This is a genomic window from Pseudomonas sp. B7(2017) (genome assembly GCF_002112745.1).
Taxonomy (GTDB): domain Bacteria; phylum Pseudomonadota; class Gammaproteobacteria; order Pseudomonadales; family Pseudomonadaceae; genus Aquipseudomonas; species Aquipseudomonas ekonensis.
The window spans coordinates 96,477-110,383 of the sequence record NZ_NEIP01000018.1 but is presented as its reverse complement, the minus strand read 5'-3'; the positions used below and the strand labels follow the sequence as shown (position 1 = coordinate 110,383).

11 protein-coding genes are annotated in these 13,907 nt (G+C 62.1%); 6 read left to right on the top strand and 5 right to left on the bottom strand.

All coding sequences use genetic code 11. The annotated features are described in order from the left end of the window. Window positions 1-111 precede the first annotated feature (111 nt). The 3 genes from CAG29_RS24580 to CAG29_RS24570 are packed head-to-tail and all read right to left on the bottom strand — an operon-like array spanning window position 112 to window position 5,868. Entirely contained in the window at window positions 112-1,524 is a 1,413-nt protein-coding gene (locus CAG29_RS24580) for an efflux transporter outer membrane subunit (protein WP_085583783.1), read from the bottom strand. A 4-nt stretch (window positions 1,525-1,528) separates the two neighbouring features. After that, entirely contained in the window at window positions 1,529-4,678 is a 3,150-nt protein-coding gene (locus CAG29_RS24575) for an efflux RND transporter permease subunit (protein WP_085695271.1), read from the bottom strand. Window positions 4,679-4,704: 26 nt separating this feature from the next. Further along, window positions 4,705-5,868, bottom strand: a complete 1,164-nt coding sequence (locus tag CAG29_RS24570) for a MexC family multidrug efflux RND transporter periplasmic adaptor subunit (protein WP_085583787.1) — start codon at window positions 5,866-5,868, stop codon at window positions 4,705-4,707. Between the two features lie 134 nt (window positions 5,869-6,002). Here CAG29_RS24570 and CAG29_RS24565 point away from each other — a divergent pair, with 134 nt between their 5' ends. From CAG29_RS24565 to CAG29_RS24535, 6 genes are all read left to right on the top strand, one after another. Further along, window positions 6,003-6,620, top strand: coding sequence for a TetR/AcrR family transcriptional regulator (locus tag CAG29_RS24565; RefSeq protein WP_085634028.1), 618 nt, complete (start codon window positions 6,003-6,005; stop codon window positions 6,618-6,620). A 439-nt stretch (window positions 6,621-7,059) separates the two neighbouring features. Then, on the top strand, window positions 7,060-7,731 hold the full coding sequence (locus CAG29_RS24555; protein ID WP_085583791.1) for a TetR/AcrR family transcriptional regulator: 672 nt from the start codon (window positions 7,060-7,062) through the stop codon (window positions 7,729-7,731). A gap of 109 nt (window positions 7,732-7,840) precedes the next feature. Continuing rightward, window positions 7,841-8,755: a GNAT family N-acetyltransferase gene (locus tag CAG29_RS24550; RefSeq protein ID WP_170930088.1), complete on the top strand. Its 915-nt coding sequence runs from the start codon at window positions 7,841-7,843 to the stop codon at window positions 8,753-8,755. A gap of 138 nt (window positions 8,756-8,893) precedes the next feature. Further along, on the top strand, window positions 8,894-9,733 hold the full coding sequence (yghU, locus tag CAG29_RS24545; RefSeq protein WP_085656985.1) for a glutathione-dependent disulfide-bond oxidoreductase: 840 nt from the start codon (window positions 8,894-8,896) through the stop codon (window positions 9,731-9,733). Between the two features lie 209 nt (window positions 9,734-9,942). Beyond that, window positions 9,943-10,344 (top strand): hypothetical protein, encoded by a 402-nt coding sequence (locus CAG29_RS24540; protein WP_170930411.1) that lies wholly within the window; start codon window positions 9,943-9,945, stop codon window positions 10,342-10,344. A gap of 306 nt (window positions 10,345-10,650) precedes the next feature. Then, window positions 10,651-11,169 (top strand): isochorismatase family protein, encoded by a 519-nt coding sequence (locus CAG29_RS24535; RefSeq protein ID WP_085695270.1) that lies wholly within the window; start codon window positions 10,651-10,653, stop codon window positions 11,167-11,169. Between the two features lie 236 nt (window positions 11,170-11,405). Here the strand turns inward: CAG29_RS24535 and CAG29_RS28370 are convergent, their stop codons facing one another. Beyond that, entirely contained in the window at window positions 11,406-13,133 is a 1,728-nt protein-coding gene (locus CAG29_RS28370) for a hypothetical protein (protein ID WP_139831530.1), read from the bottom strand. Between the two features lie 415 nt (window positions 13,134-13,548). Next, window positions 13,549-13,893, bottom strand: a complete 345-nt coding sequence (locus tag CAG29_RS24530) for a cupin domain-containing protein (RefSeq protein WP_085640901.1) — start codon at window positions 13,891-13,893, stop codon at window positions 13,549-13,551. Between the last annotated feature and the right edge of the window lie 14 nt (window positions 13,894-13,907).

Sequence of the window (13,907 nt, the reverse complement as noted above, 5' to 3'; positions counted from 1 at the left end):
GCCCGGAATAACCCGCCCGCCGCCGACGCCGCGCATAAAAAAGCCCCGCGGCCCAAAGGGCGCGGGGCAAGCGGGTCGAAGCTTCCAACCCAAGGAGCACGCAACGTGCGTTTACCGGTTGGCGAGCTTCTCGCCCGGCCAGCCGCCGCCCAACGAGCGGAACAGGTCCACCAGCGCGATCTGGCGCTGGGTGCCGACTTCGATCAGCGCCGATTCATCGACGAAACTGCTGCGCTGGGCATCGAGGTAGCGTAAGTGACTGTCGATCCCGCCTTCGTAGCGGGCCTTGGCCAGGGTGAGGGTCTCGCGGCTGGTGTCGGCCAGCGCACGTTGGGCCTGTTCCTCGCGGCGCAGGGTGTCGGTGGCCGACAAGGCGTCCGCCACCTCACGGAACGCCGTCTGGATCGTGCCTTCGTACGCGGCCACCGCCGAATCCTTGCGCGCCTCCGCCAGGCTCAGCCCGGCGCGGTTGCGGCCGCCGTCGAACAGCGGCAGCGACAGGGTCGGCACGAAGCTCCAACTGCGCGACCCGCCGTCGAACAGGCCGGACATCTGCGCGCTCGACGTGCCGAAGCTGCCGGTCAGGGTGATGCGCGGGAAGAACGCCGCCCGCGCCGCGCCGATATCGGCGTTGCGTGCCTGCAAGCGGTGCTCGGCGGCCAGGATGTCCGGACGGCGCTCGATCAGCGACGACGGCGTGCCCGGCGCGATGTCCTGCACCAGCATCGGTGAGTCCTGCGCGGTCTTCGGGATCGACTTCGCCGCATCCGGCGTGCCGAGCAGCAGCACCAGGGCGTTGAACGCCTGCTGCTTCTGGCGCAGGTTGCGTTCCTGTTCGGCGCGGGACTGCTCCACCAGCCCCAGCGCTTCCTGGTAGTCCAGGGCGCTGGCGGTGCCGACCGAACGGCGTTGGCTGATCAGGGCGAAGGAGTATTCGCGGCTGATCAGGGTCTGCTGGGTCAACGTCAGACGGCGTTGGGCGCCGTCGTGCACCAGGTACGCCTGGCTGACCTCGGCGATCAGGGCGATCCGCGCGGCGCGGGCCGCCTCCTCCGTGGCCAGGAATTCCTGGAGCGCGGAGTCGCTGAGGCTCTTCACCCGGCCAAACAGGTCCAGCTCGTACTCGGGCAGCGCCAGGCCGACCTGATACTGGCTGGCGACTTCGGAACGGCCGCTGTTGGACAGGTCCGCCGGCTGCCGCTGGCGGTTGCCCGAGGCGCCGGCGTTGAGGCCCGGCACCCGGTCGGCGCGCTGGATGCGGTACTGCGCGCGGGCCTGTTCGATGTCCAGCAGGGTCTGGCGCAGCGAGCGGTTGTTGTCCAGGGCCGTGGTGATCAGGCCCCGCAGCTGCGGGTCGACGATGAACGTCTGCCAGGACAGTTCATTGATGGCCGTGCCGGCCTGGGCCGACTGGCCGCGCCAGTGGTCGGCCACCGGCGCGTCGGGCCGCTCGTAGGTCGGCGCCATGGAGCAGCCGCCCAGGGCCAGGGCGATCAACAGCGAGGAAATGGCTGAAAGACGCATGGGATCACTCCTGGGCCAAGGCCGGTTTTTCGGAAGGCTCGGACGGTTCGATCGGAGCCGGTTTGCGGCGCAGCACTGTCAGCACCCAGACAAAGCAGATCGGCACGAACAGCACGCCCAGCAGCGTGGCGCTGAGCATCCCGCCGATGACGCCAGTGCCGATGGCGCGCTGGCTCATGGCGCCTGCGCCGGTGGCCAGGGCCAGCGGCACCACGCCGAGGATGAACGCCATCGAGGTCATCACGATCGGTCGGAAACGCAGGCGCGCGGCTTCCACCGCGGCGTCGCGCAGGCTGTAGCCCTTCTCCCACAGTTCCTTGGCGAACTCGACGATCAGGATCGCGTTCTTCGCCGCCAGGCCGATGATGGTGATCAGGCCCACCTTGAAGTACACGTCGTTGGGCATGCCGGTGACCATCACCGCCAGCACCGCACCGATGGCGCCGATGGGCACGATCAGCATCACCGTCAACGGGATCGCCCAGCTTTCGTACAGCGCCACCAGCAGCAGGAACACCACCAGGATCGCCAGGGCGAACAGTTGCGTCGCCTGGCCGCTGGACACCTTCTCCTGGTACGACAGGCCGGTCCACTCGTAGCTGAAGCCCGCCGGCAACTGCGCAGCCAGGCGTTCCATCTCGGCCATGGCCTCGCCGGTGCTGGAACCCGGCGCGGCGTCGCCGACGATGCGGATCGACGGATAACCGTTGTAGCGCACCAGTTGCACCGGGCCTTCTTCCCAGTGAGTGGTGACGAACGCGCTGAGCGGCACCAGATTGCCCGCGCTGTTGTGCACGTACAGCTTGAGCACGCTTTCCGGGGTCATCCGGTCGCCCTGCTCGGCCTGCACCACCACCCGCTGCTGACGGCCGGCGTTGGTGAAGTCGTTGATCACCTCGGAACCGAACGCCGCCGACAAGGCGCCGCTGACCGATTCGAAGCTCACGCCCAGGGTGCGCGCCTTGTCGCGGTCGATCACCACGCGCAGCTGCGGCGACTCGGCCAGGCCTTCCATCATCGCGTAGAGGATTTTCGGGTTGCCGTTGGCCTGGCCCAGCAATTGGTCACGGGCGGCGATCAGGGCCTCACGGCCGAGGCCGGCGCGGTCCTGCAGACGCAAGGCGAAACCGCCGGAGTTGCCCAGACCGTCAATCGGTGGCGGCGGCACCGCCATCACTGCGCCGTCGCGGGGCACGGCGAACTGCCCGTTCAAGGCGTTGATTTCCGCCAGGGCCGATTGCTCTTCGTTGCGCAGCGACCAGTCCTTGAAGGTCGGGAACACCAGCGCCGCGTTGTCGCCCATGCCGGAGAAGCTGAAGCCCGACACCAGGAACGTCGAAGCCACGGCCTCGCGGGTGGCGAGGTAGCGCTCAAGCTCCGCACCAGCCGCGTCGGTACGGGTGCGGGTGGCGCCCGGCGGCAGTTGGATGTCGACGATCATGTAGCCCTGGTCTTCCACCGGCACGAAGGACTCCGGCAGGCGCACATAGAAGTAGCCGAGCATGGCGATGATGCCGACGTACACCAGCATCATGCGGCCGGCACGCATCACCAGAGCGTTGTTGAGCAGCGAATAGCGCTCGGTGAGCCGGGCGAAGCCACGGTTGAAGGCGCCGAAGAAACCGCGCTTCTCATGGTGCCCATGGGGGATCGGCTTGAGCAGCGTGGCGCACAGCGCCGGGGTGAAGGTCAGCGCCAGGAAGCCCGAGAACAGGATCGACACCGCCAGCGACACCGAAAACTGCTGGTAGATCACGCCGACCGAGCCGGACATGAACGCCAGCGGCATGAACACAGCCGACAGCACCAGGGTGATGCCGACGATGGCGCCCGACACCTGCCCCATCGCCTTGATCGTGGCGTCCACCGGCGACAGCCCTTCCTCGGCCATGAGCCGCTCGACGTTCTCCACCACCACGATGGCGTCGTCCACCAGGATGCCGATGGCCAGCACCATGCCGAACATGGTCATCATGTTCACCGAGAAGCCGAGCAGATACATCATCAGCAGCGTACCGGCCAGGCACACCGGCACCACGATCGACGGGATCAGGGTGTAGCGCACGTTCTGCAGGAACAGGTACATCACCAGGAACACCAGCACCATCGCTTCGATCAGGGTGTGGATCACCTTCTCGATGGCGACGTCGACGAACCGCGAGGTGTCGTAAGGGACGGAGTATTCCACGTCAGCCGGGAAGTACTGCGACAGCTCGGCCAGACGCTCCTTCACCGACGCGGCGGTCTGCAGCGCGTTGGCGCCCGGCGACAGCTGGATCGCCGCCGCCACCGCCGGCCGGCCGTTGAGGCGCGAGGAGAAGTTGTAGCTTTCCTGGCCGATTTCCACCCGCGCGACATCCGCGAGCTTGACGGTCGAGCCGTCTTCGTTGGCGCGCAGGACGATCTGGCCGAACTCCTGCGGGTTGTCCAGCGTGCCTTTCACCGCCAGGGTGGCGGTCAGCTCCTGCTGGCTGCTGCCCGGCACGCTGCCGAAACTGCCCGCCGGCACCTGCACGTTCTGCCCGCTGATGGCGGCGCTCACGTCGTCGATGGACAGACCGTAGCCCACCAGTTTCTGTGGGTCGATCCAGACCCGCATGGCCGCTTCGGAGGAGAAGAACTGCAGCTTGCCGACGCCCGGCACACGGCGCAGTTCGTTGTTGATGTTGCGCGCGGCGAAGTCGCCCAACGCGGTCGCGTCGGCGTGCTGCGCGCCTTCTTTGTAGTAGAGCGCGTAGATCAGCAGGAAACCGGCGCTGGTCTGCTCCACCTCAAGGCCCTGGGTCAGCACGGCCGGCGGCATGCGCGCCTCGGCCTTCTTCAGGCGGTTCTGCACGTCCACCTGGGCCAGCTGCGGGTCGGTGCCCGGCTGGAACGTCACCACGATCTCGGCGATACCGTTGGAGTTGTTGGTGGACTCGAAGTACAGCAGGTTGCGGGCGCCGTTGAGCGACTCCTCGATCACGCTGGTGACCGAGTCCACCAGCACTTTGGCGGAGGCGCCGGGATAGGTCGCCGTCACCTTGATCTGCGGCGGCGCGACGTTGGGGTACTGCGCCACCGGCAGCATCGGGATGACCAGCAACCCGGCCAGGGAGATGAACAACGCCACCACCCAGGCGAAGTTCGGGCGTTTGATGAAAAATCGGGACATCGGAAAATCCTCGCGGCCACCGGGCCTTACTGATGGGCGCCGGACAACTGTGCTTGAGCTTGTGCTTGAGCCTGGCTGGCCGTGACCTTGGCGCCCGGCTGCAGGCCGGCCATGCCGCCGACGATCACCTGGTCACCGGCCTTCAGGCCTTCGCTGATCTGCCAGCGCGAACCTTGCATCGCGCCGGTCTGCACGCTGCGGGCCTCGACCCGCTCGTCCGCGCCGACCACCAGCACCGTCGCGCCGCCGTCGCTGCCGCGCTGCACCGCGCGTTGCGGCACCAGAATGGCTTGGCCGTCGGTGCCTTGAGGCGTGCGCACCCGCACGTACATGCCCGGCAGCAGCACGCCGTCGGTGTTGGCGAACTTGCCGCGCAGCGACACCTGACCGGTGCCGCGGTCCACCGCCACGTCGGTGAACATCAGGGCACCCTGGCGCTCGTAGGCCGTGCCTTCGACCCGGATCGACAAGGCGCTGTTGCCGTTGGCCGAGAGCTTGCCGTCCTTGAGCGACTCACGCAGGCGCAGCGCGTCGGCCGCCGGTTGGGTGAAGTCGACATACACCGGATCCAGCTGCTGGATCCGCGCCATCAGCGTGGCGTCGCCCTGCCCGACCAGCGCGCCTTCGGTCACGAGCGCGCGGCCGACCCGGCCGGAAATCGGTGCGGTGACCGAGGCATAACCGAGGTTGAGACGGGCGGTTTCCACATCGGCCTGGGCCGTGCGTGCAGCCGCTTCGGCGCCGCGCAGTTGGGCGGTGGCGCTGTCGAAGTCCTGCTGGCTGACCGCTTCGATCTTCACCAGCGGCTCGTAGCGCTTGAGCCGCGCCTGCGCCTCCTGCTGCGCCGAGCGGGCCCGGGCCAGTTCGCCTTCGGCACGCGACAGCGCGGCCTTGAGCGGTGCCGGGTCGATCTGGAACAGCAGGTCGCCGGCCTTCACGTCCGCGCCTTCCTCAAACCGCTTGTGCAGGACGATGCCCGACACCCGTGCGCGCACTTCCGCCACGCGCATCGGCTCGACCCGGCCCGGCAGCTCCGAGCTCAACGCCAACGGTTCGGTGACCACCGGCACCACCTCGACCGGCCGCGGAACCTCAGCCACGTTCTGCTGATCGTCCGCCGCCCCGCACCCGGCCAGCGCAATGGCCATCGCCAATGAACTCGCCATCCCTATTGCACGCAAATTACCCATGAGACACCCAAGGCTTGATCAAGAATGGCGCGAATGCTACTTTCAGATTCGTTATGAGTCAAATGTGTCTCATATGAATGTTTTTTGTCATTCCCTTGAACCCGACCCTGGTCTGCGCCATGCCCCCAACAGAAATGCCTGCTTCCGCCACCGCTCCACCTGCCCCGGACTGGACGCATCCGCCGACACCCCACGACGAGCATCTGTTCAAGCGCCTGACGGCGGCGTTCGTCAGCCGGCCCCGGGCAACCATGAAGGAACTGGCGCAGATGGCCGGCCTGAGCAAGGCCACCCTGCACCGTTTCTGCGGGACGCGGGACAACCTGTTGAACCGGCTGGAGCTGCATGCCGAAAACATGCTCAGGATGATCATCGCCAATGCCCGGCTCGACCCGGCCGATGCGCAGGAGGCCCTGCGTCGCCTGATCCGGGAGCACCTGACCCACCGCGAGCTGATGGCGTTCCTGATGATCCAGTACCGGCCCGACTCGCTGGACTTCGACCAGCCGGACGCACGCTGGAAACTCTATTTCGATGCGCTGGACCGGTTCTTTCTCGGCGGCCAGCAACTGGGCGTCATCCGGATCGACATCACGGCGGCCGTGCTCACCGAACTGTTCATCTCGCTGATGTACGGCATCGTCGACGCCGAACAGCGCGGGCGTGCGGCGCCGGCCGACTCGGCCCGGGCGGTGGAGCAAATGTTCCTGCACGGCGCCGTGGGCCGCGAACAGACCGCGGCGGCCCATTGACCGCGGCGGCCGGACAGACAGTCGCGCAAAGTCAAAAACCAGTCATGCAAAGCCAATCAATCGGCGCAGGACTGGCCAAGAATCCAGGTGCTCTCTTCGCAATCATTCGAGACCTGCACCAATGGAATTCGACTACATCATCGTGGGCGCCGGCTCCGCCGGCTGTGTGTGGGTCAAGTGGAACTGATGACCTTCCACACCGACCTGCAAGCCGACATCTAGGCGTTCGCCAAGGTCCAGGACGAGTATTTCCCCGACCGCTACCCGGCGTGGAGCGCCCTGGGCATCTCGCAGCTGTCGTTGCCGCAGTTGCGGGTGGAGATCCGCGCCGTGGCCGTGGTCGGCAGCGGCCGGGCCGGGTGCTTTCCCCCGATAATTTTCCTATAGTGCGGGACTGGATCACTTGCGCAACGACTGCGCCCGGAGCTCAGCCATTCCCATGCCCAACGCCCCTCGCCCCGCCCCTGCCGACACGCCCGGCCCGCTCCTCGACGGCCAACCCGAACCGCGCGCCCGCCGTGGCCGCCCGGTGGGCAACCATGAGGAAAAACGCACCGGGCTACTCAAAGCGGTGATGTCGGTGATCGCCCGCGAAGGCTATGCCGACACGTCGATGCGTAAGGTCGCGCAGCAGGCCGGCTGCACCACCGGCGCGGTCACCTACTACTTCGCCAACAAAGAGGAAATGGTCACCGCCGCCGCCCGCCACCTGTTCGACGAATTCGACATCCTGCTCCGCGGCGGCAGCGACCTGGACATCGGCGCTTTGATCAAGGAATGGCTGAACCTGGCCAAGACCGAGGAGGCGGACGCCTGGCTGGCCCTGTTCCAACTGATGGCCCACGCCCGGCACGAGCCGGCCTTCGTCAAAGTCTTCGAGGAGCGCTATGCGCGCTTTCGCGAAGCGTTCAGTTCGGTCCTGACCAGGGGGCAGCGTGACGGCACGATCCGCGAGGACGTGGAGGCCACCGTGCTCGCCGACCTCATCTGCGCCATGGGCGACGGCTGGATGATGGCCAAGCCCATCGAGCCCGAACGGTTCACCGACGCCCGCAAGGAAGCCTTGCTTGCGGCGGTGCTGACCCTGATCGCGCCACCGCCCGCACGCTGAACCGACGGCGGGCTGTGCCGGCGCCCTTGGGCGAAGGCGCGCAATTGAATTGACATGGTTGCCTTGGGCAACTATATAGTTGCTCAAGGCAACTATAGGGTCTTACATCATGTCCCCGATCATCGAACGCGCCGAAACCGTCCGCCGCTTCAACCGCTTTTACACCCATCAGATCGGCGTGCTGCAGGAACACCTGCTGCGCAGCGAGTTCTCGCTGACCGAAAGCCGCATCCTCTACGAACTGGGCGCACGGGCCGACCTCACCGGCGCCGACCTCTGCCAGATGCTGGGGCTGAACGCGGGCTACCTGAGCCGGGTCATCGGCGGCTTCGAGAAAAAGGGCCTGATCGACAAGACCCGCTCCGCCACCGACGCCCGGGCCTCGTGCCTCGGGCTCACCGATCAGGGCCGGCAGGTGCTGGCCACCCTGGAGCACGCCTCCCGCGAAGAAGTCATCGCCCTCCTGCAGCGCCTGCCTGAACCCCAGCAGGAGCAACTGATCCAGGCCATGAAGCGGGTACAAAACCTGCTGGGCGACAGCGACCCCTCCTACCTCTTGCGCGACCCCAAGGCCGGCGACATGGGCGCCGTCGTCCAGCAGCAGGCCGAGCTCTACACCCGCGAATACGGCTGGAACAGCGAGTTCGAGGCGTTGGTGGCCGAGATCGTCGCCAAGTACCTGCGCGAATTCGACCCCAGCGGCGAGCGCTGCTGGATAGCGGAAAAGGACGGCCGGGTGGTCGGTTCGGTCTTTGTCGTGCGCCATGACGCCACCACGGCCAAGCTGCGGATGCTCTACGTCGATGCCGGCGCCCGTGGCCTGGGGATCGGCCAGCGCCTGGTCGAAGAGACCCTGCGCTTCGCCCGCCAGGCCGGCTATAAGACGATGATGCTGTGGACGGTCGACATCCTCACCGACGCCCGCCGGCTGTACCAGAAGGCCGGCTTCCGGCTGGTCGAGGAGGAGCCGATGCACAGCTTCGGCAAGGCTCTCGTCAGCCAGACCTGGGCAGTGGACCTGTGACGCTGACCGGACCTAAGCAACGGATTCGACCATCAGCGGGTGGAGTTCAGGGGCAGTTCTGTGGTGTCCTGTCGGCAAAGGCCCGCCGTTGCCGGCGGGGCTCACGTCATTCGGCTACTTCACGATGAGGTTCGATTCATGAGCAAAGCGCCCTACGTCCCGCCCAAGGTCTGGAAACACGAGGCTCCGTCCGGCGGCCAGTTCGCCAACATCAACCGCCCGGTGGCCGGGCCGACCCACGACAAGGCCCTGCCGGTGGGCAAGCATCCGCTGCAGCTGTATTCCCTGGCCACGCCCAACGGCGTGAAGGTCACCATCCTGCTCGAAGAACTGCTGGCCCTGGGGCACTCCGGCGCTGAGTACGACGCCTGGCTGATCCGCATCGGCGAGGGCGATCAGTTCTCCAGCGGCTTCGTCGAGGTCAACCCGAACTCGAAGATCCCGGCGCTGCTGGACCGCAGCGTGGAACCGGCCATCCGCGTGTTCGAGTCCGGCTCGATCCTGCTGTACCTGGCGGAGAAGTTCGGCGCCCTGCTCCCCTCCGACCCGGCCGGCCGCACCGAAACCTTGAACTGGCTGTTCTGGCAAATGGGCTCGGCCCCGTACCTGGGCGGCGGCTTCGGCCACTTCTACGCCTATGCGCCGGAGAAGTTCGAGTACCCGATCAACCGCTTCACCATGGAAGCCAAGCGCCAACTGGACGTGCTCGACCGCCGCCTCGGCGAAAGCGCCTACCTGGCCGGCGACACCTACACCATCGCCGATATCGCCGTCTGGCCGTGGTACGGGCAACTGGTGCGCAACAACGTCTACGCCGCCGCCGAGTTCCTCAACGCCCAGCAATACACCCACGTGCTGCGCTGGGCGGAAGAGATCGCCAAGCGGCCGGCGGTGCAGCGCGGGATGCGCGTTAACCGCACGTGGGGCGACGAGGCGAGCCAGGTGCCGGAGCGGCATCGGGCTGAGGATTTGGGGTAAGGGTGTGGAGTTTTACTGATGGAACGGCTGGTCAAGCATTGGCTTGACCAGCCGTTTTTTGCTTTAGCGCATTGGCGATTCTTTGTGGGGCTGCGCCTACATTCGTAAAGGGGCAGCTATCGGCCAAAAGCGGACGGTCAATCAGGAGTTGTAACAAAGAGTTGTCCGCCATTTAATGAGTGATCGAACATCAGGTTGATGACCCGAAAATGAGTAAATTGGGTTGCATGTGTGGCCATGTGATTACCGATCAGACCGACGGCTTGCCCTATAAGGCGAGCCTGCTTCGCGACGAGGTGGAAAATGAATTTTGGAATGAGGTGCACCGTGAACTCAAACCTCTGGTAGAGGCGGCGGAGTCCGGAGACAAGGCTGCGATCGCCGATGCATTTGGCGAGTTTTCACCCGGGTTCAGCGCTGCTGACGAACTGCAAGACCGAATTTCCAGCCTCTACATTCGCCGAATGTCGACTGCCTACGAGTGTCAAAACTGTGGACGCCTTTGGGTGCAAAAAGCTGACAGTGAAAGATTTGTTTCCTATGTCCCTGAGGAAGGTGCATATGGCGCAATCCTGGCAGTGGCATCAGTAGCATCTGAAAATCTGAATTAAGCGTTCGCGATGGGTCGGAAGCGGAAATTGCAATAGGCAGCAATCGGCCAAAAGCGGTCCCCAACTAGCAATACGAGAAGCAGCCATCACCTGGATCTTGCCCCTTGCCAACCGGGGCACCGTGCAGATACTGTCCATCTATGAATCAGCTTCGTATTGCCTCGACCACCACTACCACGACCGCCCGAGGCGGGTCGTGAGAGGTGTCGTGAGTCAATAATGCACGATCTTCAAAGGCCCGCCAGTGATGGATAGGGCCTTTTCTTTTGCCCTTGTGTCGCTGGCCCAAACGCAAGGAAAAGCACTATGCATGCACTGTTGATTCTCGATATGCAGGTTGGATTGTTTCATGGCCCAGAAAAACCATGGGCTGGTGAGGCGCTGCTAAACACGCTGAATAGTCTGTTGAATAAAGCCCGCAGGGCCGGCGCGCCCATTTTTCTTGCTCGCCATGTGGGGCCGCCCGGCTCACCTATCGAACCAGAAAGCCCGTTGACGCAATTGGTGGAGGAACTGCTGCTGAGGGGCGACGAAGTGATTTTCACAAAAAGCCGGCCTAACGCTTTCGCCATGACTGACCTGGCCGATCGACTAAAGGCTTGTGGTGCTCAAGGCGTGGTTATTGCCGGAATGAAGACCCAGTATTGCGTCGACAGCACCTGCCGCGCCGCACGAGATCTAGGATTCGATGCAGTGCTGATCGCCGATGGTCATACCTGCACCGATACTCCCGCGTTGAAGGCTGAAAGTATCGTCGCTCATCACAATGCAACCCTGGAGGGCCCATTCTGTCGTGTCGTTCACGCTGCGGACTGGCATTTCTGAACGGCATTGATAGATCGGCTCAAGTTCTGGGTCGATCTGTCTGCTTTGGCGGAATAAAGAAAATAAAGAAAATAAAGAAAATATGGGGCGGATTTATTTTCGGATAATAAATTCGCCCCCTTCTTTCGCTTTTCGCTTTTTTGCTCAAGTAAATAATTCTGCCCATTTTTTTCATTGAGTGAGTATAGTTGAAAAGACCGCTTATAACCTTGCCAATAAAATACAAACTAAAATCTTCACAGATCCGCTTCGGACTCCAGAAGCAGGAACTCTTGATAGCGTTCTTTTGGCCACCCTTCATCGTCTGGCTCTAGGCTAATCGCCCTCTCGAACATTTTAACTGCCTCATCGCGTCTATTGCTTATTTCTCCGAGATATATAGCATAATTAACCATTATCCAGTGATTCTCAGGCTCGCACTCTAGAGCTCTTGCATATAGAGACCCTAGTAGATCATGGTTCTCTTCATGATCTAAGTGATCGCGAATAAAGTTGGCATAGGTGCAGGTAAGCCATCCGCTGTCTGGATGTTCAGCCATCAACTTCTTAAATAGCTGTTCAGCCTCGACGAGATCGCCTCTGACATCAGCTAGAAACCGGGCATAAGTGCCGACATGAACTTGATTCTCAGGACCTAGCCGAATTGATTCTTTGTAGTATTCCTCTGCACGATCGTAATCCTCTGTAGTTGAACTTAAGTGATTGGCGTAATCATTGAGAACACTTGCATTGTGAGGATCTATTTCAATGGCCTTCTTATACTCAATATCAGCCTGCTCATTTTCATCGCAGTCGACTGATAAAAAGAATGCGTAGTTCCCGATTAGGTCTGCACTGTCGGGGAAGTGTCTAAGCCCCTCAAGATAAACACTGCGCCGAGATTCGATATCCGTTTCAGCCTGTGCTTTCATATCCCACGCCCACCAACTCTGATCGGAACGCACAGATTGGCTTAATACCTCTCCGCCTCTCCTCTCGGCAGGTGATCCGTGGATTGAGGTGTCACGAAGTTGAATTGCTTGTTCGCGATAGCGACGTGCACGCTCTAGCCCAAGATCAGCAGTTCGCTCAGCGATCGCAGCGACATCGAAATCAGTGACCAACTGCGCAGCCAATCGCAGCATAAATTGGTCAAACCCAGGAACCTTTACGAGTAAGCCATTATGCTTGTTAAGGACATTTAGAGCCTTCTCAGGTGGCGGGGAGCCTTCTCGGTAACACCATACCATACGCCCAGAAATATCTCCTGGCTCCAGATCCATGAGCATATCCATCAAGCTGCCGTCGTTACCCCCATAACCAACTACAACGGGTGTGAAATATTGGAATAGCCTCTTTAAAGCGAGCTTCCAACCTTTCTCCATTTTTGAAACGCCAGCCGGATCATTTATAGGATTTAGATATAGGTCTCTATGAATCTTAGCTACCAATGGACGGCGCATTTGTGGACGTACAAAACCGGCTAGAGACTCATGCGCCACGACTAATGGTGACTGGTGCGCATGCATCGCAAGTGCATCGGCGACCAAATTGTCGAAATTTGTAGTTACAACAACTTTGTGCCTAGTGTTTTGTATGATCTCAGCCAGTAGAGAATAGCCGAGACTTGGAAGTTTTCCCTCCATGGCGGCCTCTAACTCTGCATACCCTGCTTCCTTGTCGCAGCGAAATCGATGCTCAAAAATTTCAGGGTAAAATTCGCCAGAGTTTTCTATCGTTAATTTTTCATCAATTATCTTCGTCTCGTTGAGCCACTCGCGTAAAGGGCGTTCAACGAGGCACTCCCTCAAATGAATGTCCTCAAGCCATCTTTTAGCTAGCTCTTGTCCAGTGGGAATTCCGGATGTTCGGGAGGCACCAGCCCCTAGAATGAATGCGAACTGTCGATCTTTCATTGTTAGATCAATACGCTTCATGTCATCGAGAACACCATCTAGTGACCATTCCGTAACTAGGTTATCCATGTCCCACCATCCTAAAAGCTACGTCTTCGAACAAAAATTAAGCAACTTTAGCGAAGGCGGTGGCCTTTTGCTAGCCCCAACAGTGCTCTGTTGCGAACATCTCTAGTAAGCTGCTAAGCGCATCCCCTACGCCGCGTGGACATCTTCTAGCCAATCGGTGTCATTCGCGTCGGGTAGCAATGCGTGGATAACTGTCCCTAATGAACCACTGCTAATGGCCGACAGCGGTCGCTCCAGAGCGTCCGCTTTTCGCCGTAAGCAGTCGCTCATGAGCGGCAGCTTTAATCAGACCTTCACCTTTTCTCCGGTACGAGAATGCTCCTGCAATCCCACCCCCGTGCTCAGGTGCAGTGACAGCGCCTTCAAAGGATCTCGCACAAAACCTACCCCCATAGCTCCCCGCCCACCCTCCACCTCACCCCAACCTAACAACATCCACCGAAACCTCCCTAGCCACCTCCGCCCCCCGGTTCTCCAACCAATGCGTGGTGTTCCGATCCTCCGGCCAACCGACACCCGGCCCGTAGTCCGTGGCGATGCCATTGCGGTGATCCGTAATCGTGCCTTGCAGAATGAACACCATGCCGGGCCTGTCCTTGTGGTCGTGTAGCGGGCCGAACACGCCGCCGGGGTCGATGGTGACCAGGCGCATGCGCAGTTGGCGCCCTGCCATGCCTTCGATCTCCGGGCCCAGGTCCAGGGTTGCCAGCAGCTCCACGGTGACACCTTGGGTTGCCGGGGCCGTGCGTTCGTCGCTCATTTCGGTGTCCTCCG

Bases quoted from the DNA above. Each gene is read 5' to 3' on its own strand.
- CAG29_RS24580 (WP_085583783.1), bottom strand. From the start codon at position 1,524: ATGCGTCTTTCAGCCATTTCCTCGCTGTTGATCGCCCTGGCCCTGGGC.
- CAG29_RS24575 (WP_085695271.1), bottom strand. From the start codon at position 4,678: ATGTCCCGATTTTTCATCAAACGCCCGAACTTCGCCTGGGTGGTGGCG.
- CAG29_RS24570 (WP_085583787.1), bottom strand. From the start codon at position 5,868: ATGGGTAATTTGCGTGCAATAGGGATGGCGAGTTCATTGGCGATGGCC.
- CAG29_RS24565 (WP_085634028.1), top strand. From the start codon at position 6,003: ATGCCTGCTTCCGCCACCGCTCCACCTGCCCCGGACTGGACGCATCCG.
- CAG29_RS24555 (WP_085583791.1), top strand. From the start codon at position 7,060: ATGCCCAACGCCCCTCGCCCCGCCCCTGCCGACACGCCCGGCCCGCTC.
- CAG29_RS24550 (WP_170930088.1), top strand. From the start codon at position 7,841: ATGTCCCCGATCATCGAACGCGCCGAAACCGTCCGCCGCTTCAACCGC.
- yghU (WP_085656985.1), top strand. From the start codon at position 8,894: ATGAGCAAAGCGCCCTACGTCCCGCCCAAGGTCTGGAAACACGAGGCT.
- CAG29_RS24540 (WP_170930411.1), top strand. From the start codon at position 9,943: ATGAGTAAATTGGGTTGCATGTGTGGCCATGTGATTACCGATCAGACC.
- CAG29_RS24535 (WP_085695270.1), top strand. From the start codon at position 10,651: ATGCATGCACTGTTGATTCTCGATATGCAGGTTGGATTGTTTCATGGC.
- CAG29_RS28370 (WP_139831530.1), bottom strand. From the start codon at position 13,133: ATGGATAACCTAGTTACGGAATGGTCACTAGATGGTGTTCTCGATGAC.
- CAG29_RS24530 (WP_085640901.1), bottom strand. From the start codon at position 13,893: ATGAGCGACGAACGCACGGCCCCGGCAACCCAAGGTGTCACCGTGGAG.